Raw genomic sequence first — 24,875 nt, forward strand, 5'->3', positions numbered from 1 at the left:
GCAGGTTTATGGAGTATTGTTTAAAAAATAGGGGCTATCCAAGCAGCCAATGCACGGCTGACGGGATAGCCCCATTCTTTTATTTGGCGGACGTACGGCTGAAGATATCAGTGATCTCATCCAGCAGCCTGTCCAGCGTAATCGGGTCGTCGAAGTTGTACTTGCTGTCGAAGGTGTAGACGCGGCCTTCTTTGACCGCAGGAATGGCTTTCCATAAGCCGCTATCTGTAAGTGCCGTCTGTCTCGCTACGGTTTCGCTGCTGTTGTCGGTCAGAATGAACATGTGTGTGCCGATATACTGCGTCAGCACCTCGTCGGAGATGTTCGCGAACCGTTCGTCGGCATCAATCAGCTTCTGGACACCTTCTGTCGGTTTGAATCCGAGCTGTCCGTACAGCGTTTCGTTCAGGCCTTTGTTGCCCATGATATACAGGTCAGAGCCCAGGACAAGCAGGGAGGTAGCAGTTTCGCCTTCTGTTAAGTTCAGCTGTTCCTTCACAGCCGCAACCTTCGCCTTGTAAGCATCGAACCAGGTATCCGCCTCTGCAGTACGTCCAAACAATTCAGCTAACTGGCGCACGCGTTCTTCCGTGGGAAAGGTGCCGTCAAGACCAACCACTACGGTCGGTGCGATTTGACTTAGCGCTTCAATCCCGGTCTCATCCCAGTCGTCAAAGATGATCAGGTCCGGTGATAAGGCCAGGATCTTCTCTGGAGAGAACGGATACCCGATATCTTCAATGCCTTCGAGCAGATCAGGGTAGGCAACCTGCGTCCCGATGACACTAAGTGAGGCTCCTATAGGCTTCACTCCAAGCGCCAGCAGGTCGCCGGGATTGCTGCCGACATATACAATGTGCTGCGGATCGGCCGGAATTTCAACCTCTCTCTTTTTATAATCCGTGTACAGCCGTGTTGTAGCTGCAGCGGGCTCTGTTGCCGCCGGAGTGGCAGCCGGTGCTTCGGTAGCAGCTGCCGTTGCAGCCGCAGAAGCCGGAGCTGCGTTATTACTGTTGTTCGATTGTCCGCAGGAGGACAGAATCAACGTGAGGAGCAGAAGGGTTAAAGGAAGAAATATCTTTTTTGTGCTTAGCATGGATGACGCTCCTTTATGATAGTTTGTTATGTAACTGGCCCTTTATCAAGAAAGTAGAAGCCCGCGCAACGGCTTTGCCCCGCCTACTTGTAGTGAACTTAAAGGGATGTTTTCCTCTAACTGGCGTGTTCCGCTATTTACAACGGAGTTAAATGGTCCGCAGAGACAGGGGGAAAGGTTGAAGGTAAGAGCAGCCGGTCCTCATCTGTGAAATTGTCCTTACACCTAAATGAATATGATAATCATTATCACTAGATTATATTTTATTATAATAGAGAGGAACAGCAAGGTTGTCAATCCTCAAAGAAACTCTTCTAAGCAACAGCTCGATCAAAATCAATATAAATAAAATCCCCTACATCATTTTGAAGATGCAGGGGATGATTTTTGATTGAGATCATTTAGCTTTAACTAGATGAACATTATCATATAGCTACTGCACCGGTTGAGAATGCTGATCCTTCTTATATTCATTCGGCGGCAGGCCGACCTCCTGCTTGAACAGCTTCGAGAAGTAGGAGTAGTTAGTGTAGCCTACCTTGTTCGCAATGGTATAGACGGAATGGTGGGTCGTTTCGAGCAGATGCTTGGCGGCGGCGATACGGACCTGAATGACATAGCTGCCTAAGGAGATGCCGGTCTCCTTCTTGAACAGCCGGGCCAGATAATCCGGATTCAGGTAGACGATCTCCGCCAGATCGCCCCGGGTCAGATCATCGCCGTAATGGGTATGGATGTATTGCTTGATCTCTTCGGCTATCGACTGGGGCTGCGAGGTGAAGTCCCGGTATTTCATCGCCGTGCTGACCAGATAGTTCAGGTATTCCTCCATATCCTCAATGGATGCCAGCGAGTGCAGCAGCAGCTGGTCATGGGTTTTGCCGGTGTATAATTTGTGGACCTGAATGCCCTTCATTTTGAGGAAGGAGTAGACGAGCTGTACGATATCAAGCCGGAACAGGCTGAGGATAGAGGTATCCAGCGCCCGGCCCCGGAGCATCCCCCGCAGGTATCCGGTCACCTCGGCCAGAAAAGCGGAAAGGTTGTTCTGGCTGAGCAGTTCCTCCAGCTGCGTCAGATCCGGCGGAAGATAAGCAGCTTTGCTGTGCTGATGATACGTCTCCACCAGGAAGGTATGATTGCGGCTGCGGGTGATCTCCTCGTCCATTGTCAGCGCAGCTTTGAAGACATTGCCGACCTCGCCAAGTTCACCTGATAAGCCGATCGTACAGCAGGCGTCGCATTTTAAATACGGATTGGCTTTTTGAATAAAAGAACTACATAGCCCTTCCAGCAGGTGAAGCTCAGGTGCCCTGTTCCATTTCAGAATGGCGATCCAGTTCGATTCCTTATATTCAAGAATGCTCTCGATCGAGAAAAACGGGCTCCCCAACAGCTCATACAGCACATTCAGCAGCGCGAAATCAAACAGGTATTTCTCTTCCTTGCCCATGCTGCCGTTATGGGGGAACAGATTGAAGAGCACAGGCTGAATGATCTCATTCATCTGATAGCTCAGATTCTGCTCCTCCATGGCATGGAAGATGGCAGAGGTCCGGATGGGGAAGGCCGTGCTGTCATTGACCAGCTTGCGCCAGAAGTGCTCGAGAATTTTTGCCTGATTCTTTTGCCAGAAATGACCTTCCTGAATGGCCTTCTCGTTATGCTGCTGCTCTCTGGCACGGGCAATCGCTTTCTGGATAATCAGCATCAGCTTGTCGAATTCGATCGGCTTCAGGAAGTACTCGAAGCTCTGCAGCTCAATCGCCTTCTGGGCATAGTTGAAATCGGCATAGTTGGTCAGCAGGATCGTCTGGATCCTGTATTGCCGCTCTCTGATCCAGGCCAGCAGCTCCAGCCCGCTCCCCTGCGGCATCTCGATATCGGAGATGAGAATCTGTACAGAATGGTTCTCCAGGATGTCCTGGGCCTGTGACACATTGCTCGCAGTGAACACGGTTTCGATCTGAAGCAGCGCCCAGTCAATTCTCTTTTGCAGCGCGGCAATTACATAGTAGTCATCATCAACCAGTAAAATATTCATAAGAGTTGCTCCGTTCCTGTTGAGAGTTCCGGCAGATCCGGGAGGCAAAGGGTGATGCATGCGCCGCCTTCTGCGGGATTGGAAAAGCTGACGGTTGCTCTGCTTAAATATAGGTATTCCAGCCGTTTAAGCGTATTCATAATGCCGATCTGATTGCCTTTGGACTGGTCCAGCGGCTTACCCTGCACAAGCTTATCCAGCACCTCTGCGGGGAATCCGGGACCGGTGTCGGAAATCTGGATCACGGTCATTTCTTCATCATCTACTCTGCGGCGTTTCACAGTAAGCCGGATCTGCATCTCGTTAGCTCTGGAGATCGCGTATTTGACAGAATTCTCGATAAAGGTCTGCAGCACCAGCGGAGGGATCTTCATGTCCGTGGTCTGCGCTTCCTGTTCAATCTGATAAATGAAGGCGTCGCGGTAGCGGCTTTTCTGGATATCGAGGTAGATCCGCACATGCTCAATCTCATCCGCAAGCAGGACAAAGTCCTCGCTGCCTTGAAAAATATATCTGAAATATTTCGAGGTGGACATCGCCATCTGCTCAATCTCCTCGTACATTTGAATCTGCGCCATGCTGTAGATGCTGGTCAGGCAGTTCAGGAAGAAATGCGGCTTGATCTGCTGCTTCATGAAGTCCAGCTGGATATTTTGCTTCTCCAGTTCCTGCTCGTACATGGCGATTTTGTAGTTGCGGATCTGTTCAACCAAATCCTTGAACTGCGCGCTGGCCTCTTCCAGCTCGATGATTTTGCTGCTCTTGAACCCGGCGGGCTGGCCGTCTTCATTAAGGTGCGTCAGACTCTCCGAGAAGCTCTGGATCGGCCCGAGCACCCTGCGGTTGAAGAACAGCATTACGGCGCAGAGCGTAGAGGTGACCATGAAGAAGAGCAGCATGATGAGCAGCTGGGCGATCATTATTTTCTCAAAAGCCCCGAATTTGATCACCATCTTGGCGCTGAAAGCCGTACCTGAGAATTCGCTCTTAATGATGGTACGGGACTGGAACAGGTTCCGGATGCCCGTCTCTTCCTGCAGAGGCTTGCCGCTGTTCGTAACCAGTGTGGATAGGTCTGTCCCGTTCTCATCAACAAGTGAAGCGTAGCCGTTCGCGCCCAGATTAATCTGGCGGAGCGGGGTAATGAGATTATCGGCCGAGATCATCCCGATGAAATAACGGTTGTGGTACGGAACAATGTTGATAATGTAATATTTACCGTTCACGAGTATAGGGGTCCAGCGGGAATAGAACTTCTCATACACCTCTTTATCATCGATAAAAGAAATAATCTGCTTCTTCAGCTCCCGGTAGACGGTATAATCGATGCTGATGGGGGCGCAATTCAGGAAGAAGGACTGGTTTTTTAGATAGTAGAAGAAGTTATATTCCTGACCGTAATTCTTCTGCAGCTCGGTGAACCTTTTATGCAGATCCTCGTTTGAATTAATGAACTCCTTGCTGGTCTTGTCGTGGGCATTCATCATATTCAGGCTCTCATCGTTCGCGAGCGTCCAGCCCATATAATGATTAATGTAGGCAAAATCATGATTAATCCGGTTGATATACAAATCGGCGGTATCCTGCAAATACCGGGTGGACTGCTGCTTGACGATGGAAATGGAAGCAACGCTGATGACAAGATCCAGAATAAGCACAATAAATGAGATCAGAATCGTGATTTTTACATAATGGCGTATCGGGTAGGGTTTGTTTCTTGCCGGTTTTTTGGCCATAGTTGTCTGGTGAAGTCCTTTCCTGTATGTCCGTTTCCGGACGTACTACTTGCGAGTAGGTAACACAGTCATTATAAAACCCCGGGATCAAAAAAACATGGGGAAATCCCGGCTTTTCACCCCAAAGTCCGGATACAGCAAGTAAAAGTCTGAATAGCGTCATGAAAACTGCCTGAAACCGGGGGCTGGCTTCCCTAAATAATGTAAGCGGATGCATAGGTCCGAATAACAGGGCGTTATTGTCCGGAATGCGGAGAAGCAAGAAGGTATCATTAGGGATGTCAAAAGGATCTAATACACCGAAACGGGGGATTATGAATGGTTAAACAGAACAGGAAACCGGTGGCCAAGAAGTGGGCTATCTCACTAATGGCGGCAGTGATGCTTGTCGGACTGGCCGGATGCGGCGGCGGCAACAAAGAGAATAACACGGCGGCTGTAGACACGGACAGCTTCAATAAAGAAGGCCTGCCGATCGTCAAGGAGCCGGTTACGCTTAAGGTACTGACGGTACGCTGGGGCAGCATGGGGGATACCTTCACCAAGAACCAATGGCTGATTGATCTCGAGAAGAATACCAATGTCAAAATCGACTGGCAGGTCATGTCCTCCAACGACTGGGCCGAACAGAAATCCATTCTGCTGGCCAGCGGCACCTTGCCGGATGTCGTGCTGGGCGATCAGACCTTCACCGACTCCGATATTGTGAACAATCTCAGCTATTTCCGTCCGCTGGATGATTATATTGATCAGTACATGCCTAATCTCAAGGCCGCGATGGAAGAAACACCGGATATGAAGAAGATCAGCACCTTCCCGGACGGTAAAATCTATTCCATGCCGACCCGCCTGCCTTCGCGTCCGAAGAGCTCACGCCAGCCGGTCATCAACAAAACCTGGCTCGACAAGCTGGGCCTGAAGGTTCCGGAGACGATTGACGAGCTCTACACTGTGCTCAAAGCCTTCAAGGAGCAGGACCCGAACGGAAACGGCAAAGCGGATGAAATTCCGTATATCGAAGTAAGCAATGATATGATCAGTCCGTTTGGAATCGCCGATCTGAATACCAACAACATGCTGGTTAAAGACGGCAAGGCTGTGTATTACCCGATAACGGAAGAGTACAAGGAAGGCATGAAATGGGAGAATAAGCTGTATTCCGAAGGTCTGCTCGACAAAGAGCTGTTCACCCAGGATGCAACGATGATCTCGGCCAAGTTCCAAAATCCGGATGCGCCGATCGTCGGCTTCACCTACCAGTGGACACCGGATGCCGTATTCGGCAAATGGAGTGACCAGTATGTAACGATTCCGCCGGTTGCCGGACCGGATGGTAACCGCTACACCATCGGCAATCCGATCGGGATGAGCCTGAACCGCAACGAGCTGCTGATCACTTCTTCCTGCAAAACACCGGAGATTGCCGCACGCTGGGCGGACCAGTTCTACACGAACGAAGCGAGCATTCAGAACTTCTGGGGTGCGATTGGAACGGTTATCCAGAAGAATGATAACGACACCTATACGCTGATGGACCCTCCAAGCGGAACCAGCGCAGATGCCTGGTACTGGGATCAGTCCCTGCGGGACTTCGGACCGAAATATGTCAGCCCGTCCTTCGAACAGAAGATCGTGCTTAACCCGGAAGCGGGTGACGGTCTTAAGCTGGAGCTCGACAAGCTTGGCAGTGAATATGTAACGACACCGTTCCCTAACGTAATGTACACTTCCGAGGAGTTCGAAGAGCTTCCGACGTTGACCACGGATATCGATACTTATGTGAACACCATGCGTGCACAGTTTATCAGCAAAGGGGATATCGACGGGAACTGGGATGCTTATGTGAAGAAGCTGAACGATATGGGTCTGGATAAGCTGGTGAAGATCCGCACGGATGCATACGGACGTTACAACAGCGTGAAATAAAGACCATTGCTCTAAAGATTCACTGAATCGAGGAAGGAGGCTTCTATATGACGGTTACGATGAAAAGGGTCGCCCGGAGAGCGGGAGTCTCCATCTCCACGGTCTCCCGGGTGCTGTCCGGCCGGCCGGTGGTCCGGGAGGAAGTCTCCCGCAAGGTGAAGCAGGTGATGGAGGAGCTGGGGTATACGCCGAATATCATCGCGAAGAGCCTGGTGTCGAAGTCAGCCCGCTGCTTCTGCATTCTGCTGCCGGGGCCTTCAGAGCAGGCCATCTTAGGCCTGATGTTCATGGAGACCCTGCGCGGAATTATAGCGGAGGCGGGCCGCTTAGGATATGACACGATCATCTGTTCAGGTGCGGATGAGCAGGAGGAACTGAAGGCCGTCTCCGGTCTCTTGAAGGGGCACCGCGCAGACGGAGTCATTCTGCTGCCATCCAGCGGGGAAGAGGCTGTGATGGGGTATTTGCAGGGCAGCGGCTACCCTTTTGTCCTGGCAGGCCGCTGCGGCGGTGATGAAGGGATCATAAGTGCGGGTATGCAGCAGAATATGGCTGATTTTGAGGCTGCACAGCAGCTGGTCAGGGCCGGATATGAGCTGGGCACTCTTGCTGTCCGGACATTAACCGGGAAGATCAGGCTTCCGGAGCATCTCAAGGTAAGCAGAATCGTGTAACCAATAGGAGTGTAAGTATGGCTAAATTAACGGAAGTGACTCTGCGGAACCAAGTGGTCTATTCCATCTATGTGCGCAATCACAGCGAAGAAGGAACCTTCAAGGCAGTAGAGAAGGACCTGGAGCGCATCAAGGAGCTTGGTGTGGATATCATCTGGCTGCTGCCGGTGCATCCGATTGGCCTTGCTGCCCGCAAGGGCGGGCTCGGCAGTCCTTATGCCAATCAGGATTACCGGGAGATTAATCCGGAGCTTGGCACTCTGGCGGATTTCCGGAGTCTGACGGAGGCCATTCACAGGCTCGGGATGAAATGCATCATTGATGTGGTCTATAACCATACCTCGCCCGATTCCTGGCTGGCAGCGCACCATCCTGAATTCTTCTACAGAACTCTGGAAGGCAAGCTCGGTAACCGTGTAGGCGACTGGGGCGACATTGTGGATCTGGACTATAACAATCAGGAGCTGTGGGATTATCAGATCGAATCGCTGACAATGTGGGCGGGAATGGTAGACGGCTTCCGCTGTGACGTAGCCCCTCTGCTGCCGCTGGACTTTTGGCTGCGCGCCAGGGAAGAAGTAGCTGACGTTAACCCCGGCTGCCTATGGCTTGCCGAATCGATCGAACCAGACTTCACGATGCATCTGCGTTCCCGGGGCATGGTCAGTCTGTCCGACAGCGAGGTGCTCCAGGCGTTTGATGCCTGCTATGACTATGATGTGTACCCGTATTTCACGGGCTATCTGAACGGCAGCGTTACGCTGGGCAGCTATATAGAGAAGATCAATGCGCAGGAGTATATCTATCCGGGCAATTATGTGAAGCTGCGGTTTCTGGAGAACCATGACCGGCCGCGGGCCAAGGCACTGTTCCCGGAGGAGAATGAGCTGATCAACTGGACGGCGTTCATGTATTTCCAAAAGGGAATGCCGCTGATCTACGGCGGGCAGGAGACGGAGAATGAAATCTGTCCCGATCTGTTCGACAAGAATACCGTTAACTGGAATACGGGCAAGGACCTGTCCTGGCTGTTCAAGGCGCTGTACCCCATTAAGCACAAAGCAATTATGGCCCATGGTGTCTGCCAGTTTACGGCACATGAAGAAGACGGAATTGTCTGCGGCATGCATACCTGGGGAGAGCAGAAGCTGGCAGGTGTGTTCAGCCTGAGAGGCAGGCAGGGAGATGTGGAGCTGGAGCTTCCGGATGGAGCGTATGTCAATCTGATTGACGGCAGCGCGGTAACCGTGGCCGAGGGCAGATTGCACTGCAGCGGCCGGCCGGTGATTATTGAAGCATGAAATAAGCAGTAGGAGCAAGCTTCAGGCTGGCTTTGGTAAAATGCCGTCCCGCACCGATGTCTGTTGCAGGGCGGTATTTTTGTTGGCAAGGGAAAGTCCCTTTGCTCCCGCCGGAAGTGGGCGGGAAGAGGGAAACAAAGGGATAAATCCCTTTAATCCCGCTGAAAGTAGGCGGGAAGAGGGAAATAAAGGGATAAATCCCTTTGCTCCCGCCGGAAGTGGGCGGGAAGAGGGAAACAAAGGGATAAATCCCTTTAATCCCGCTGGAAGTAGGCGGGAAGAGGGAAATAAAGGGATAAATCCCTTTAATCCCGCCGGAAGTAGGCGGGAGGAGGGAAATAAAGGGATAAATCCCTTTAAATCCGCCAGAAGTGGGCGGGAAGAAGGAAATAAAGGGATAAATCCCTTTAATCCCGCCAGAAGTAGGCGGAAAGAGGGGAATAAAGGGATAAATCCCTTTAATCCCGCCGGAAGTAGGCGGAAAGAAGAAAATAAAGGGATAAATCCCTTTAATCCCGCCAGAAGTAGGCGGGAAGAGGGAAATAAAGGGATAAATCCCTTTAATCCCGCTGGAAGTAGGCGGGAAGAAGGAAATAAAGGGATAAATCCCTTTAATCCCGCCGGGAACGCTGGATGGGTTAAGCCTAATTCGTCTTAGCTGCCGGATTAGCCTTCCGGGTGATTTCGTACTCCAACAATTATCCAAAATATGGGTTTATGCCCCGAAAGTCCGGATAACGTTAGCGGAGGTCTGCATACCGTCCGGTTTAGTGTCTCCCGGGTAACGGACCGCGCGAAGCTCTCTCCTACGGACAACGAAAGTCCGGTTTACGCTGGTAGGAGGTCCGGCTGGCGCGGCGGGGGGCAGGTATACTGAATGAAAATATAGATAAGCGTATGCTACCGGAGCGGGTTTTGCCGAAGTCGATCATGAAGCTTATGCTAACAAACTCAAACTTTTAGGAGGGGTCACAATGAAATCCGGTCAGTCCAGTCCGGCAGCAGCCATCGGACAGATCAAACGAAATTGGGGACTGTATTTATTGCTGCTTCCCGCAGTTGTGCTTACGTTATTGTTCGCATACAAACCGATGTACGGGGTGCTCATCGCCTTCAAGAATTACAGCCCGGCGCTGGGAATTGACGGCAGTCCGTGGGCGGGATTCAAGTATTTTGACAAGTTCTTCAATTCCTATCAATTCTCGAACACGATTAAGAATACGCTGATTATCAGCGTGTACAGCCTGATCACCTTCCCGATCCCGATTATACTTGCGCTAATGGTCAATCAGATGCGGCCGAACCGGTTCAGACGTTTTTTCCAGACCGTGTCGTATATGCCGCATTTCATCTCCACAGTCGTAATGGTGGGCCTGATGATGATTCTGCTCTCGCCAAGCACCGGGCTGGTCGGTAATCTGTACAGCCTGTTCGGCGGGGAGGCTCCCGATCTGATGGGCTCGACCTCGCTATTCAGCAGTGTGTATGTCTGGTCGGATGTGTGGCAGCATGTCGGCTGGGACAGCATTATTTTCATTGCCGCGCTCTCGTCGGTCGATCCGAGCCTGTACGAAGCTGCTACGGTGGATGGGGCCAGCCGCTGGAATAAAGTCCGTTATATCGATATCCCGATGCTGATGCCGACGGCAATCACGCTGCTGATTCTGCGGGTGGGCGGCCTGCTCGGTGTAGGATTTGAGAAGGTCTATCTGATGCAGAATGATCTGAATATCACCTCCAGTGAGATTCTGTCCACCTATGTCTACAAAATCGGTCTGCTCAGCAGCCAATACAGCTTCTCGTCGGCCATCAACCTGTTCAATACGGTCATCAACTTTATTCTGCTGATCATGGTGAACCAGCTTTCCAAAAAACTTAGTGAAAACAGCCTGTGGTAGAAGGGGGAGCAGCACAATGGGAGTACTAGAGCCTGCAGCCAGCAAGAGAACTGGCAAAATCAAAAATAACCGGTCCTCGGATTCGGTAATGGAAATTATTATGTATGTTATCGCCATCCTGTTTCTGATCATCCTGATCTATCCGCTGTATTTCATCGTTATTGCTTCATTCAGTGATCCGTCTGCGGTGGCGGGCGGCAAGGTCTGGCTGTTCCCGAGGGGGTTCACGCTTGACGGTTATCAGGAGCTGCTGCGGCATAAAAACATCTGGATCGGCTACCGGAATACCATCCTCTACACGGTGGTGGGGACGGCCATCGGTCTGGTTGTGAATATATCGGCAGCCTACGCGCTGTCCAGAAAAGATCTGGCGGGACGCAAAATCCTCTCGCTGTTCTTCATCTTCACCATGTTCTTCAACGGAGGGCTGATCCCGACCTTCCTGACGATCCGGGACTTCCACATGTATGATACCTTCCTGGTTATGGTGCTGCCGTTCTCGGTTGGCGTCTACAACATTATCGTAGCCCGGACCTTCTTCCAGACGAGCCTTCCCGGAGATCTGTGGGAAGCGGCGCAAATTGACGGCTGCGGGAATCTGCGTTATTTCCTGCAGGTGGTGCTGCCGCTGTCCAAAGCGATTATTGCCGTGCTCGGCTTATGGATTGCCGTCGGATATTGGAATTCTTATTTCAATGCCCTGATCTATCTGAAGAATCCAAATATGTATCCGCTGCAGCTGATTCTCCGTAACATTCTGATCACGAATCAGATGCAGTCGGGCATCGGCAGTGGTGAAGCGGCACAGATTGCGCTGCGTCTGGCTAATATGATGCGCTATTCCGTTATTATCATTGCTACCGTTCCCATCATGTGTGTATATCCGTTCGTTCAGAAGTATTTCAATCAAGGCGTCATGATCGGTGCCGTGAAGGAATAGACAGATTGCTTATCTACGCAGAAATGAGGTTTATCGATGAATACAACAACTCAAGAGCTGCTGCCGCTTCCGGAGCACTTACGGTTCGCATCTGAACCAGCCGCAAGTGCAGGAGCAGTCATTCAGGGCGAATGCTACCGGTTCACGGTGCTTACTCCGGCGCTGATCCGGATGGAATACAGTCCGCAGGGGGGCTTCGAAGACCGGGCGACCCAAATGGTGATGAACCGTAAGTTCCCGGTTCCTGACTTCCGGGTGACCGATCTCGGGAACAGGCTTGAAATCATGACGGACCGCCTGCAGCTCACCTATGACAAAGCGCCATTCTCCCGGCATGGGCTGAGTGTGAAGGTGAGGAATGAATCCGGGCATTTGCTGAGCGTCTGGCACTATGGGGATGAGGTGCAGGATCTCGGCGGTACCGCGCGCACGCTGGATAATGCCGACGGTGCCATTCCGCTGGAGCCGGGACTGCTGTCAATTGCCGGGTATACGGTGGTTGATGACAGCCGTTCTCTGCTCATGGAGGCAGACGGCACGGTGCAGCAGCGGGAGCAGGACGGGCTTGATCTGTATTTGTTCGGCTATGGCCATGAATACCTGAAGTGCCTGAAGGATTTCTACCGGCTGTGCGGCAGCACTCCGCTGCTGCCCCGCTATGCGCTGGGCAACTGGTGGAGCCGGTATTACCGGTATTCAGAGGAAGAATACATGTCGCTGATCCAACGCTTCGGACAGGAGCAGCTTCCGTTCTCGGTGGCTGTAATGGACATGGACTGGCATCTGGTCGATATTGATCCGAAGTACGGCAGCGGCTGGACCGGCTACACCTGGAACCGGGAGCTGTTCCCGGACCCGCAGCGGTTTCTGACCTGGCTGCATGGCAGGGGCTTGCGCGTAACGCTGAATGTCCATCCCGCTGACGGGGTACGGGCCTTCGAGGAGCCGTATCTGGCAATTGCGGCGGAGCTGGGCATGGACCCGGAGCAAGGGGAGGCAGTGGAGTTTGATATTACCGATCCGCAGTTCCTGCAGGCCTACTTCAAGTTCCTGCATCATCCCCTGGAGGAAGAGGGTGTAGACTTCTGGTGGATCGACTGGCAGCAGGGCGGGATGACTAAGGTTCCGGGTCTTGATCCGCTGTGGATGCTGAACCACTATCATTATCTGGACAGCGGGCGGCGGGGGAAGAGGCGGCTTACCTTCTCGCGTTATGCAGGTCTTGGCAGCCACCGTTATCCGGTAGGGTTCTCCGGCGACACGATCATCACCTGGGAGTCGCTGGACTTCCAGCCGTATTTTACGGCAACAGCGTCGAATAGCGGGTATGGCTGGTGGAGTCATGATATCGGCGGCCATATGGGCGGGTATCTGGATGATGAGCTGGCACTGCGCTGGGTGCAGTTCGGCGTATTCTCCCCGCTGCTGCGGCTGCACAGCTCAGCCAGTCCGTTCAACAGCAAAGAGCCATGGCGGTTCAATCGAATTGCCGGGGAGGCTATGAAGGATTCCCTGCGTCTGCGGCACCGCCTGCTGCCTTATCTGTATACGATGAACCGTTATGCCAGCCGGGAAGGGTCTCCGCTGGTCCAGCCGATGTATTACCATCACGCAGAGCAGCGGGAAGCTTACGGGGTGCCGAATCAGTATTATTTCGGCACCGAGCTGATCGCTTGCCCGATTACCCAGCCTGTACATTCCAAGACAGGCGTGGCGGTGTTCAAGGCCTGGCTGCCGGAAGGGCTGTGGACCGACTTCTTCAGCGGAAGAGTCTATGACGGCGGCAGAAGGCTATCCTTGTACCGCACGCTGGAGCAGATTCCGGTGCTGGCGAAGGCGGGGGCCATCGTGCCGATGGCCGATCTGAGCGGGCATACATCAGCGGTAGACAATCCGCAGCAGCTGGAGGTAAGGGTGTTCGCCGGAGCGGACGGCCAGTTCCAGCTCTGGGAGGACGCAGGTGACACTGCGGAAGACCTGGACGGGAACTGGTGTGTTACCGGGATGGCCCTGGCATGGGAACAAGCCGGACAGTCGGCGGTCTTCACCATTCAGCCTGCGCAAGGTAATACTGCGGTGGTGCCGGAGCGGCGGAGCTGGAAGCTGGTCTTCATGGGCTGTGCAGAGACGGAGGTGACAGTCCAGGCTGGAGGAGCAGCGGTTGCGGGCGAAACCAAGTATAATGAGGCTTCGCATACTTTGACCGTGACTGTGCCGGAGCTGGAGGTGACTGAGGAGCTGACGGTAACGCTCACTACGGCGCGGGTTGCGGTGAACCGGGTGGAGGAAGAGGTATTTGCGCTGCTAACCCTGCACAGATCCGGTTCGACCATAAGGAACAAATCTATCAGCTGGTGAAGGAGAGCTCAGGTCCTGCGGCTACGCTTGCCGCGCTGACTTCTCTGGAGCTGGAGCCGGCGCTGTATGGGGCGATATGTGAGATTGTGACGGCCCGGCTGTAAGCGGGCTGCGTCTCCGGATGCGAAGCGCGGAGTATAATGTGAAGCGCGAAAGGTGAAGCATGGAACATGAGGAATGAACATGAGCGTGAGCATTGAGCATAAGTATTCAGCATGAACATAAGTATGAGTATGAGCATGAGTATGAACACGAACATTAAGCATAGAGCGTTCAGTGTTGTCCCCCTGAGAATTCCCCGTCTGCATAAACGGGGAATTCTCAGGGGGACTTTTTGAAGCCGGGCAGGTGGAGCATTCAGGATGGAGAATTAGATTCTGATAGGGGAGATTAAGGCCTAACCACCTCCACATACCCGGCATTCGTCCCGGCATTCGTCCCAGCAGCGGTCCCGGCATCCGTCCCGGCAGCGGTCCCGCCATCCTCTCCATCCTCATGGATTTCCTTCAAATGCCTGTTGAAGAAATCCAGCACAAGCTGATTCACAATTTCGTTGCTTCGCCCGCCGTCAATGCTGCCCGTCATTCCGGTGTACTTCAGCAGGCTTGAATAGAGCTGCAGATCTGTAAAGTTGAAGTGCGCTGTGCCTTTGATATAGAGCTTGCCGCCCCCGCTTAGCCTGGCATTATTCATTATTTTTTCCTCGGCATCGATATCCGGATCTGCAATCTGCTTCTTCCGGTTATAGTAATCCTCCGATTCTATGAACAAAAACGGTTTACCCAGGGACGGACCTGTGAGGGTATACAAACTTCCATCCAGATCAATTCCCGCTTTAAGCTCAGGAATGGAGAACATCGCCTCGTACGCAGCCGCTCCACCGAAGGAGTGTCCAGCTATCCCAATGTGATCAGTATCTATGTAATCTGCGAATTGCTGCTTCAATTGGCTGAGGACAAAGCGGTTATCGTCGTTCCATACGTTGCCCAGCTGCGTTCCTGTTGCTATGAAATGATCACTGCTTAAAGACTCGCTGAACCCGGTAAATGTGCCGTCTGGAAATAAAGTAGCCGCTGTACTGTAGGTATGATCTACGGCCGCTACAATATAACCGTTCGATGCCAGGTTCTCTGCAAGTGTGGTATGCAGCAGGCTGGAGGTGCTGTTACCATGATTGATCAGGATCAGCGGATAAGGTCCTTCTGAGCGCAGCCAGTCCACATTAGGATAAGCATTCATATGAATGTACTGCCAATAATCCAGGGAGAATGGTGGGATGCCCAATGATCCGGCAAAAGCGGACGTCAGCTTCCGGTTGCTTGGTCTATCACCAGGCAGCAAAGGTGCGGTCTGGCGATCATTCATTGCCGCTGCCGGATACCATACATAAACCATCAGCTCCCGCGAATCCCCGGGGTCAGGTGTCTGAGGTTCCGGCCGGCTGCTGTCGGTGAGATGTAGAGTCTGGATACCAACGGCATATGGTCCTGCCGGAGCGGGGAACTTCACAACCGGAATCGTGGAAGACAGTACTGCCGAGCCGATCACCATAAGTATACCTGCTGTAGTACCTGCAACTACACAGCAGCGTTTCAGCGAGCGGAATGCAGATTCCCCGGTTTTTTGGCCAGTGGATAACAGCTTCTGCGAGCGGCCTCTGATTATGCCTGCCATGCGGAGGATCATGCCAAGCAGCACAATTACATACACACCCGCCATTTGCCAGCGGTACCCTTCGATCCAAAGCTGTGCCGCGCACAATGTAATGCTAATAGCAGATAATACCAATTTTACCTTGAGAAACAACTTGCCTGACACGAAGCTGAACATTAATAATAATGCTGACACGGTCAAAATAATCTCCAATACTCTCATATGTACCTCCTATATTTATATTCACAGTGAGACCGCATGCTGCGTACCTTCAGCCTCTCTAAAGTGTACAGACTGAAGGTTAAACTCAGGTATCTGCCGGGTTTAAATTTGGGTTAAAAGGTTCCTTCGGCGAGGCACATCCCACGAAATCAGCGCCAAAGGGCGGCACAGGCCGCTGTAAAATGATAGAATAGTAGTCATAGTCTTTGACGGGGAGTGAATTTCTTATGAAAAAGATTGCTGCCGGATTCATTGCCGGGGCGATACTGATGGTGGGTGCGCAGGCGCTTGGCGCTTCGGCAACATTGGTAGGAAAGGCAATTCAGGCGGAGTATACCGTGAAGGTGTATGGCAAGAAGCTGGCCGATCCGGCCATCGTAATTGACGGCAAAAGCTATGCGCCCGTACGCGCAATCGGTGAATTAGCCGGGTTCAAGGTTTCTGTAGAGGGCAAAACGATCAGCCTGGATGAGAAGTCAGACGGAGGCGCTTCTTCCTCAAGTGATAAGAATGCTATTCTCCGCCCGGTGCCGGTGATTACGCCTGATCCATCCTTAACCGTGACCAAGAGCAAAATTGAAGTCATCGACGCTAAAATTGATACTGCTGTCAATAATATTCTGGCCACCAGCAGCCTGCTGAAAGCGAGTCCGGACAGCGCTGACTTGAAGCTGAAGCTGGAACAGTACAAAGCGGAATACGCTGAACTGCTGAAGCAAAAGGATCTGGAGCTGCAGAAATAAGCAGGAGCACGCACAAAGTAACAGCAGCAGGATGTCCCATACAGCCGTGAATGGAATGAATCAAGGCTGTGGCGCATCCTGTTTGGCGTGCATGGACCTAAGAACAGATAGAACAGCCAACCTGCGATATTCTCAGCACCGTATTGTCTGGCCTGATCCGGCATGCTATATTTTGACGGTAAAAGCAATCCAGCTTCGCAGAAAGGAATCAGCCTATGATGAAGCGGACAAGTCTCCGGGTCCGGCTCCTGGTCATCATGATTTGCCTGACCACATTGCCGGTGCTCACTGTTACCACCATTGCCACGTACAATACGCGGCAATCCGTGGAGAAGGAAATGATCAATGCGAATAACTCCCGGATGCAGTGGGCGGACCAGTATCTGGATGAGCTGATTGAACAGCTGGATACCCTGTTCTACACCCTGCAGATTAACCCGCAGCTTATGGCGGGGCTAACGGGTATGGACAGCCCGGACATTAGTGTCCAGTACCGTTCACTGAATAATATCCGCGAAGCCATAACCTCGCAGTTCTATACGAACTCCCGGAAGGTAGACGAGCTTACACTGTACATGCATGACCAATTGAAAGCCATTTCCGTTGACTTCGTGAATAGTGGAAGCGTTTCCCCGCTGGATATCGGTGAGGGGCCCTGGAGCCGGCTGCCCTACGGGCCGGTCAACATGTATTTCAAGCAGAACGTCAGCGGCATCTATGCCTACCACGGCATTAACCGGTTCGAGGATCACCGGCTGCTCGGAGGCATCGGCGTGCGGATCAACCGGGAGGTATGGGAGGAGGTCAGCCATATTCTCCAGTCCGAAGACGAGAGCTCGGTCTTCCTGCTGAATGATGAGGGCGAGCTGCTCTCCGGCTCGAGCATTTCCGAGAGCTCCGGTGATATCGGCAGGCGGCTGCAGAGCCTTGCCGTCTCTGAGCATGAACTGGAATTCCGGCAGGAGGACGGCTATTTCTTCTTCATGAAAAAAGTGGCCGACGGCCAGCTTACCGTTGTGAAAGCCATTCCCTTATCCACTATCGCTAAGAGCGCACGGCCTACGATTGCTGCCGGTTTCCTGACCGGAGGCTTGTTCATGATTGCCTCCATTCTGCTGTCCATCCTGTTCTCGTTGCGCATTACCCGCCCGATTGTCAGTCTGGCGGTGTCGATGCGCAAGGCGCATGTCAGCAACTTCGAACAGCACTCGGTGCAGAGCCGTGATGAGATCGGGCTGCTGGAGCGCGGCTACAACTCGATGATGGAGCGGATCAGGGAGCTGATTGAGGTGGAATACCGCCAGGAGATCGAGGTCAAGAATGCCCAGCTCCTCGCTCTGCAGGCCCAGATCAACCCGCATTTCCTGAACAATACGCTCCAGCTGATTGGGGGAATGGCCTTATCTAGGAATGCCGATGATATTTATAACATCACCCGGGTAATTGGCGACCTGCTGCGTTATTCGATCAGCAATGAAGGCGGGCTGGTGAAGCTGGAGGAAGAGCTTAAGCATGTGCGCAACTATGTGTTCATTCAGGAGAACCGCTTCCTGGGGCGCTGCAGCGTGGTGATTGAGGCGGATGAGTTCTCCCGCGCCAGTCTGCTGCCGCGCTTCACGCTGCAGCCGCTGGTGGAGAACGCTTTTGAGCATGGGCTGCAGCCGCAGCGCGGGCACTGGAGGCTGCTGATCCGGATCCGGACCGTCGGCAGCCGCACCGTATTCATGGTTAAGGACGAAGGCGTCGGCATGACGCCGGAGCGGCTGGAGGAGATCCGTGCGGCACTCCGGGGGAATGTCACGATGCTGGCCGATCCCGGGGCGGGAGAGCTTCCCCGGCGGAGAAAGGGCATCGGCCTGCACAATGTCCATTCGCGGCTGGTGCTGCAATTTGGAGAGAAATATGGAATGCGTATATACAGCAAGGCCGGGGCGGGAACACTGGTTGTGATCCAGTGGCCTGCGGCCGCAGAGGGGGGAGAGCGGAATGCTGAAGGTTCTGATTATTGACGATGAGCCCTGGTCCAGACAGGTCGTGAAGTCGCTCGGCGCCTGGGAAGAACACGGAATGCAGGTGATCGGCGAAGCAGAGGACGGAATCGAAGGACTCGAGCTGGTGGAGAAGCTTCATCCGGGGCTCGTAATTACCGATATGCGGATGCCCGGACTGGACGGGGTCGAGCTGCTGGAGAGGCTGAAGCATCAGTACCCGGAGGTGCAGATTATTGTGATGAGCGGATATGATGACTTCGTCTACCTGAAGCAGGCGATCCGCTCGAAGGCGGTTGAATATCTGCTGAAGCCGGTGGACCGGGCAGAGCTGAATAACGTTCTCTCAGAATGCGCGAAGGAGCGGGAACGGCAGCGCTTAACCGGTTCACCGCTGATGCTCATGGATCAGGCGCTGATGGAGCGTTATCTCGCCTACCGCCAGCGGATCTACGATCAGCTGCTGGCGCTGAACAAGCCGGCGGCAAGAGAAGAGCTGGAGAAGCTGGGACGGGAGCTGGAACGCTCGGTGCCGCAGCATCAGCTGGAAGCAATGATCGAGCGGACTGCCCGTGATTTGCTCCTGCTAGCAGGTGAAGCCGCGAAGACAAACGGGGGGGGGACGGCAGCGGATGCGCCGGATACGCCCGATAGACCTGATAAGCCATGGCCGTCGGTTCAGGCCATGGTGGCGGGGATCGGGGATCACTTCACAGAGCTGATCAACACGCTTCTGGAGCAGCGCAAGAACCGCGTTAAGCTTGATCTGGCGGAGGTAGAGGGCTATATCCGGAATCATTACCTGGAGCAGGTGTCTCTGGAGGGCATCGCCGCACATTTCCTGGTGACGAAGGAGCATCTCAGCCGCGCTTTCAAGGCGGCAACGGGAGATACGGTACTCGACCGGATTACCCGGCTGAGAATGGAGCGGGCCAGAGAGCTGATCGCAGGGCGTGACATGCCGATCAAGGAGGCTGCCGGACTCTGCGGGTACGAGGATCTGGCATACTTTTACCGTGTCTTCAAGAAGCACTACGGCATTACCCCCGGAGAGCTGCGCAGCGAGAAATGAAAGCGTATCAATATAATGCAACTCCCGATGTTAATATCCTCAAAAGACGCTGCCCCTTATATCCCCTAGACTAAAGAGGCAGACATAACAGAAGGGGGTAACAGAAATGAAGAAAGCGCTTAATACAGCAATGACACTGATGCTTGTTCTGGGGATTGTATCGGGGTGCAGCTCCGGTTCAAATGGAAATACGCCAAGTGAGAGCGCAAGCAGCAAGCCGCAGGAAAGTGCGGCGGCAGCAGCGACAGAAGGCCCGGCCCAAAAAGTGGAGCTGAAGGTATTCATGAGCTTCCCGCGTTTTAAGGATCAATTCGATAAGTATTTCGAGCAATTCAAGGCTAAGGAGCTGGCGGAGAAAAATATTGATGTCACCGTCAAGCTGGAGATGCCGAACCCGGATCAGGCCAAGCAGATTCTGGAGACCCGGATGGCCTCAAATGATGCGCCGGATGTATTCACTCTCCATGCGATTGCGGATGTGCCCCGGTATTACAAGGCCGGCTATCTGAGCGATCTGTCGGATCAGGACTTCGTACCGAAGCTGTATGACAGTGTCCGGCAGACCGTTACCTATGATGATAAAGTTGTAGCTTTGCCGCTGGAGAGCCTGTCCTGGGGTTATCTGTACAACAAGCAAATCTTCAGCGAGCTCGGCATTCAGCCGCCGCAGACACTGGATGACATGCAGGCAGCGATTGACAAGCTTAACGCAGCCGGGATTAAGCCGTTCGAGCTGAGCTTCCAGGAATCGTGGATTCCGCAGCTGATGATGGCGCTGTCTCTTGGAGGCATCGTATCCTCCGAGCATCCGGACTGGGTGGAGAAGATGAACAAAGGTGAAGCCTCCTATGCCGATGTGAAGGATGTCTTCAACATTATTGATCTGATTATGGCTAACGGCACGGATAAACCGTTTGAGGTGGGCAGTGCGGCAGGGTCCACGGATTTTGCGAACGGCAAAGCAGCAATGTGGGTGCAGGGACCGTGGCAGGCGGAATCCATCCTCAAAGCCAATCCTGATATGGAATTTGGTGTGGCTCCGCTGCCAGTCAGTAACGATCCCGCGGCTACACAGATTAATCTGGCGACCTCGACATCTCTGGCGGTATCCCCTAACAGCAAGAACAAGGATGTGGCGCTGGATCTGGTGAATTATGTGCTGGATGACCAGGATTCTTCGGCGCTGTTCGAGGAGCTGAAATTTAATCCGGTGGCGAAGCAGCACACCTACAATACCTATCCGTGGGTGACCGAGGCCAGCTCTTATGTCTCCGAAGGCAAGGCTTATCTGGATCTGTCGCTCCCGAACGGCGTAACCGATGAGACGGCCAAGCTGCTTCAGAGCTATTACACCAAGGGTGTAACTCAGGAGGAATTCATTAAAACGCTCGACAAGACCTGGGCCAATGCGGTAAAAGCAGGTAACTAAGGAAACCCAGAAACAGCATAGGAGTGATAGAGATGAGTGGAAGCAATAAAAGCAAACAGTCGCTCATTCTGCTGGCCTTCGTGTTTCCCGCCCTGCTGTTCTACGCCGTATTCATGCTTGTTCCCGCCTTCGGCGGGGCATGGTACAGCTTCACGGACTGGAACGGATTGAATCCCGCCTACCATCTGGTGGGATTCGCCAATTACATCGAAGCGCTGACGGATGATGCTTTTTTCATTGATTCAGTCTGGTTTACCCTGAAATTTGTAGTGTTTATGGTCGTGCTGCAGAATGTGCTGGCCGTCCTGCTGGCGGTACTGATCGAATCACGCCGCAGCAGCAAGGCCTGGTTCCGGACGATCTTCTTCATGCCCAACATGATCAGCATGATTATCGGCGGCTTCATGTGGCTGTTCATCTTCACCAAGGCGCTGCCTTATATCGCTGAGCATGCGGGCCTGGCTTTTCTGGACCAGTCGTGGATCGGCGACCCGAAATACTCCTTTCTGGCGATTGTCATTGTCTCCTTGTGGGGCGGCGTAGGTTACCTGATGGTGATCTATATTGCGGCTCTGCAAGGGGTGCCGGATGCGCTCAAAGAAGCGGCTGCAATCGACGGCGCGAACAGCTGGCAGACCTTCCGCAGCATTACGCTGCCTATGGTCTATCCGGCTGTAACGATCGGTATCTTCGTGACGCTGAACAGCTCGTTCAAGGCCTTTGATGCCGTGTTCGCGCTCACCGGGGGCGGGCCGGGAAGAGCGACGCAGGTGCTTGCGCTGAATATTTTTGAGGAAGCGTTCAAGATGAGCGGCCGTTACGGCTACGCCAGTGCCAAGGCGATGATCCTGTTCCTGGTGGTCCTGGTGATCACGCTGATACAGCTGAGCATCATGAAACGAAGAGAGGTGGAGGCATGAGTACCGTCCGGTTGAATTCAACATCTAAGTCCGGTATTGCGGGGCGGCGCAGATTGTCTTCGTTTATCGTCTTTCTTTTCCTGCTGGCAGGTGCCGTAATTACGCTCTTTCCGATCTACATGGGGGTGCTCAACTCTCTGAAGACGGAAGGGGACATGATGAATAATATTCTGGCTATTCCGAGTAAGCTGGAATTCGGCAACTATAGTGATGCTTTTGAGAAAACAAATTTCCTGCGGAGCCTCGGCAATACCGTGGTGGTCGCAGCTACCGGCCTGGTCGGCATTATTCTATTCTCGTCCATGGCCGGCTATAAGCTGTCCAGAACACCCGGCAGACTGAGCACGTTCCTGTTCAACCTGTTCGTCCTGTCGATGCTGATTCCGTTCCATTCGATCATGATCTCGCTGAACCGGATCTCCATGAAGCTGGCGGTGCAGGGCACAACGGTCGGCCTCGGCCTGATCTATATCGGGCTTGGCGTGTCGATGGCCATCTTCCTGTACCACGGATTCGTCAAATCGGTCCCCCGGGATCTGGATGAGGCTGCGGTGATCGACGGCTGCGGGGAGGTCAGGCTGTTCACTACGATTATTTTTCCGCTTCTGCTGCCGATTACGACAACTGTGGCGATTCTCAACCTGCTGTGGATGTGGAATGACTTTCTGCTGCCGCTGCTCATGCTCACGGATGCCGATCAATATACGCTGCTGCTGTCCACCAACATGCTGTTCGGACAATATGGCAATAATGACTGGTCGGCGATTCTGTCTTCGCTGGTGCTGACGATGCTGCCCGTTGTAATTCTATATCTGCTGCTGCAAAAATATATTCTGAATGGCATTGCCGAAGGCGCCGTCAAAGGGTAAAGGGAGGAAATACAAATGATTCACCCGGACCATCATGAAGTAAGCGGGTTTCTCTATGCAGACGGACACCGCTTAAGAAACGGGGAAGGGCGCGAGCTGCTGCTGCGCGGTGTAGGGCTTGGAAGCTGGCTGCTGCCTGAAGGGTACATGTGGCGTTTCCCGGAACAGGGAGACCGTCCGCGCCGGATCGAAGCGATGATTATAGCGCTTATTGGTGCTGACAGGGCGGAGGCGTTCTGGGAGACCTATTATGACCGCTATGTGGCCGAAGCGGATATTGCGCGGATTGCCGCAGAAGGCTTCAACTCGATCCGGATTCCGATTAACGCCCGCTATATCCTGCGGGAAGAAGAGGGAGTGTCCGGCTGGCATGAGGAGCATCTGGTGCGGCTGGATCAGATTATCGGCTGGTGCAGGGAGCACAGAGTCTACGCCATTCTGGATCTGCATGGAGCACCCGGCGGCCAGACCGGAACGAATATCGACGACTCCGCGCAGGATCTGCCGGAGCTGTTCACGGATGAACGCAACAAGCAGCTGACCATCGCCATCTGGCGGATGCTCGCCGGGCGGTACAAAGACGAGTGGATCGTTGCGGGCTATGACCTGCTGAATGAGCCGCTACCGGACTGGTTCTCGCAGTACAATGACCAGGTGATGCCGCTGTACCGCGAGATTATCGCGGCTATCCGGGAGGTTGATGCCCGGCATATGATAATTCTGGAGGGTGTGCACTGGGCGACGGACTGGTCGATCTTCGAGGGATTGCCGGATAATAAGCTGCCGGATGATAATGTAATGCTGCAGTTTCACAAGTACTGGAACAATCCCGATACGGAGAGTATTCAGAAGTATCTGGACGCAAGAGAGCGGCTAAATCTGCCGCTGTTCATGGGCGAGGGCGGGGAGAACAATAAGGACTGGTACGCCGGTGCATTCCAGCTGTTTGAGGATCACGGCATCTCCTGGAACTTCTGGACCTGGAAAAAGCTCGACACCGATAATTCCCCCTGTTCCATCGTTCTTCCGCAAGGCTGGCACAAGCTGGTCAGCTATCTGGAGGGAGGCGTGAAGCCGGAGCGTGTGGAGGCACAGGCGATTCTGGATGAATATCTGCACAACCTGAGTCTGGACCATTGTGTGTACCATTCAGATGTTGTCCATTCGCTGTTCCGGCGGCTGCCGGTGCGGATTCCTGCTATTTTTTATGGCTACAAGGGGAGCGGTCTGAGCTTCGGGAGAGCTCCCGGCAGGCAGGCTGCGGCAGGCATCGGCTTCCGGGAGGAGGACGGAATGGACTTCCGCTTCGTGGAGGGAGACCGGACGGTACCCAATTTCCAGCATGGCCGCGGGGAAGTCTGGCTGCCTGAGGAGAGGCTGTGTGTCGTACTGGCCGAGGGCGACTGGGCGGCGTATGAATTTACGGTTGCGGACCGGGATTCGGAGCGGCTGAGCCCGGAGGATACGGAGGGCTTGCGGGAGCGGCAGGAGTCACGGGACCCGGAGGATGCGCCAGAGTTGCAGAGCTTGGAGGAACCGGGGGACACGCAGGAGTCGCAGGACACGCGGGTCTTGGAGGAGTCGCAGGACACGCAGGGCTCGGAGGATAGGCAGGATTCGCTGGCTCTGGAGCTGCGGGTCCTGATGAGCGGGCCGGACAGTGAGCTGCTGGTGAAGCTGGATGGTCAGGAGATCGGCCGGATTCACGGTAATGCCTCGGACTCCGGGCAGGACTGGCGGACGGTGCGGATTCAGAGTGATCAGCAGCTTGAAGCTGGAGCACATGAGCTGACAGTCAGCGCTGCGGCTGGTGCGGCATCCCTGGAGTGGCTGGATTTGCGGTAGTGCAAAGGTGCTGTAAAGGTACAACATGAAGGTACAGTAAGGAGGCAGCGAAGGAACAGTGTGGGTACGGTAAAGGTACAATGAGAGTGCAGTAAAGGTAGAGTAAAGGTACAGTAGATGTACAGAAAAGGTACAAAGAAGGTATAGTATGGATACAGTGA

18 protein-coding genes are annotated in these 24,875 nt (G+C 53.6%); 14 read left to right on the top strand and 4 right to left on the bottom strand.

What is annotated here, in order from left to right:
* Positions 1-79: 79 nt before the first annotated feature.
* From NYE33_RS16010 to NYE33_RS16020, 3 genes are all read right to left on the bottom strand, one after another.
* Positions 80-1,096: an ABC transporter substrate-binding protein gene (locus NYE33_RS16010; protein ID WP_042138847.1), complete on the bottom strand. Its 1,017-nt coding sequence runs from the start codon at positions 1,094-1,096 to the stop codon at positions 80-82.
* A gap of 433 nt (positions 1,097-1,529) precedes the next feature.
* The gene (locus tag NYE33_RS16015; protein WP_341066612.1) at positions 1,530-3,140 is read right to left on the bottom strand and encodes a response regulator; all 1,611 of its coding nucleotides are present in this window, start codon (positions 3,138-3,140) and stop codon (positions 1,530-1,532) included.
* Positions 3,137-4,876 carry a sensor histidine kinase gene (locus NYE33_RS16020; RefSeq protein WP_341066615.1) on the bottom strand — a complete coding sequence of 580 codons (1,740 nt, stop codon included), beginning with the start codon at positions 4,874-4,876 and terminating at the stop codon, positions 3,137-3,139. The genes NYE33_RS16015 and NYE33_RS16020 overlap by 4 nt, the downstream gene beginning before the upstream one ends.
* 318 nt (positions 4,877-5,194) lie before the next feature.
* On the opposite strand from NYE33_RS16020, the gene NYE33_RS16025 reads away from it, so the two are divergent.
* The 7 genes from NYE33_RS16025 to NYE33_RS16055 all read left to right on the top strand — a co-directional run bounded on the left by NYE33_RS16025 (position 5,195) and on the right by NYE33_RS16055 (position 13,973).
* Positions 5,195-6,802: an extracellular solute-binding protein gene (locus NYE33_RS16025; RefSeq protein WP_042138844.1), complete on the top strand. Its 1,608-nt coding sequence runs from the start codon at positions 5,195-5,197 to the stop codon at positions 6,800-6,802.
* A 47-nt stretch (positions 6,803-6,849) separates the two neighbouring features.
* Complete coding sequence (locus NYE33_RS16030; protein WP_341066618.1) at positions 6,850-7,476, top strand: LacI family DNA-binding transcriptional regulator; 627 nt, start codon at positions 6,850-6,852, stop codon at positions 7,474-7,476.
* A 17-nt stretch (positions 7,477-7,493) separates the two neighbouring features.
* Entirely contained in the window at positions 7,494-8,777 is a 1,284-nt protein-coding gene (locus NYE33_RS16035; RefSeq protein ID WP_042138843.1) for an alpha-amylase family glycosyl hydrolase, read from the top strand.
* 82 nt (positions 8,778-8,859) lie between these two features.
* Positions 8,860-9,435, top strand: a complete 576-nt coding sequence (locus NYE33_RS16040) for a hypothetical protein (protein WP_341066621.1) — start codon at positions 8,860-8,862, stop codon at positions 9,433-9,435.
* Positions 9,436-9,751: 316 nt separating this feature from the next.
* On the top strand, positions 9,752-10,675 hold the full coding sequence (locus NYE33_RS16045; RefSeq protein WP_042238062.1) for an ABC transporter permease: 924 nt from the start codon (positions 9,752-9,754) through the stop codon (positions 10,673-10,675).
* 16 nt (positions 10,676-10,691) lie between these two features.
* On the top strand, positions 10,692-11,615 hold the full coding sequence (locus NYE33_RS16050) for a carbohydrate ABC transporter permease (RefSeq protein WP_042138840.1): 924 nt from the start codon (positions 10,692-10,694) through the stop codon (positions 11,613-11,615).
* Positions 11,616-11,651: 36 nt separating this feature from the next.
* Positions 11,652-13,973: a glycoside hydrolase family 31 protein gene (locus NYE33_RS16055; protein WP_341066625.1), complete on the top strand. Its 2,322-nt coding sequence runs from the start codon at positions 11,652-11,654 to the stop codon at positions 13,971-13,973.
* 390 nt (positions 13,974-14,363) lie between these two features.
* Here the strand turns inward: NYE33_RS16055 and NYE33_RS16060 are convergent, their stop codons facing one another.
* Complete coding sequence (locus NYE33_RS16060; protein ID WP_341066628.1) at positions 14,364-15,848, bottom strand: alpha/beta hydrolase family protein; 1,485 nt, start codon at positions 15,846-15,848, stop codon at positions 14,364-14,366.
* A 227-nt stretch (positions 15,849-16,075) separates the two neighbouring features.
* Between NYE33_RS16060 and NYE33_RS16065 the strand changes: the two genes are divergently transcribed.
* From NYE33_RS16065 to NYE33_RS16095, 7 genes are all read left to right on the top strand, one after another.
* Entirely contained in the window at positions 16,076-16,591 is a 516-nt protein-coding gene (locus NYE33_RS16065) for a hypothetical protein (protein ID WP_341066629.1), read from the top strand.
* Between the two features lie 215 nt (positions 16,592-16,806).
* A complete protein-coding gene (locus NYE33_RS16070) occupies positions 16,807-18,600 on the top strand; it encodes a sensor histidine kinase (RefSeq protein WP_341066632.1) in 1,794 nt (597 codons plus the stop codon).
* Positions 18,578-19,651: a response regulator transcription factor gene (locus tag NYE33_RS16075; protein WP_341066634.1), complete on the top strand. Its 1,074-nt coding sequence runs from the start codon at positions 18,578-18,580 to the stop codon at positions 19,649-19,651. The genes NYE33_RS16070 and NYE33_RS16075 overlap by 23 nt, the downstream gene beginning before the upstream one ends.
* 106 nt (positions 19,652-19,757) lie before the next feature.
* Complete coding sequence (locus NYE33_RS16080) at positions 19,758-21,080, top strand: ABC transporter substrate-binding protein (protein ID WP_336103884.1); 1,323 nt, start codon at positions 19,758-19,760, stop codon at positions 21,078-21,080.
* A 32-nt stretch (positions 21,081-21,112) separates the two neighbouring features.
* On the top strand, positions 21,113-22,000 hold the full coding sequence (locus NYE33_RS16085) for a carbohydrate ABC transporter permease (RefSeq protein WP_341066635.1): 888 nt from the start codon (positions 21,113-21,115) through the stop codon (positions 21,998-22,000).
* An 11-nt stretch (positions 22,001-22,011) separates the two neighbouring features.
* A complete protein-coding gene (locus NYE33_RS16090) occupies positions 22,012-22,869 on the top strand; it encodes a carbohydrate ABC transporter permease (protein ID WP_256703941.1) in 858 nt (285 codons plus the stop codon).
* Between the two features lie 15 nt (positions 22,870-22,884).
* Entirely contained in the window at positions 22,885-24,714 is a 1,830-nt protein-coding gene (locus NYE33_RS16095; protein WP_341066638.1) for a glycoside hydrolase family 5 protein, read from the top strand.
* Positions 24,715-24,875: the final 161 nt, after the last annotated feature.

The organism is Paenibacillus sp. FSL R10-2199 (assembly GCF_038000235.1).
GTDB classification, from domain to species: Bacteria; Bacillota; Bacilli; order Paenibacillales; family Paenibacillaceae; genus Paenibacillus_AQ; species Paenibacillus_AQ phytohabitans.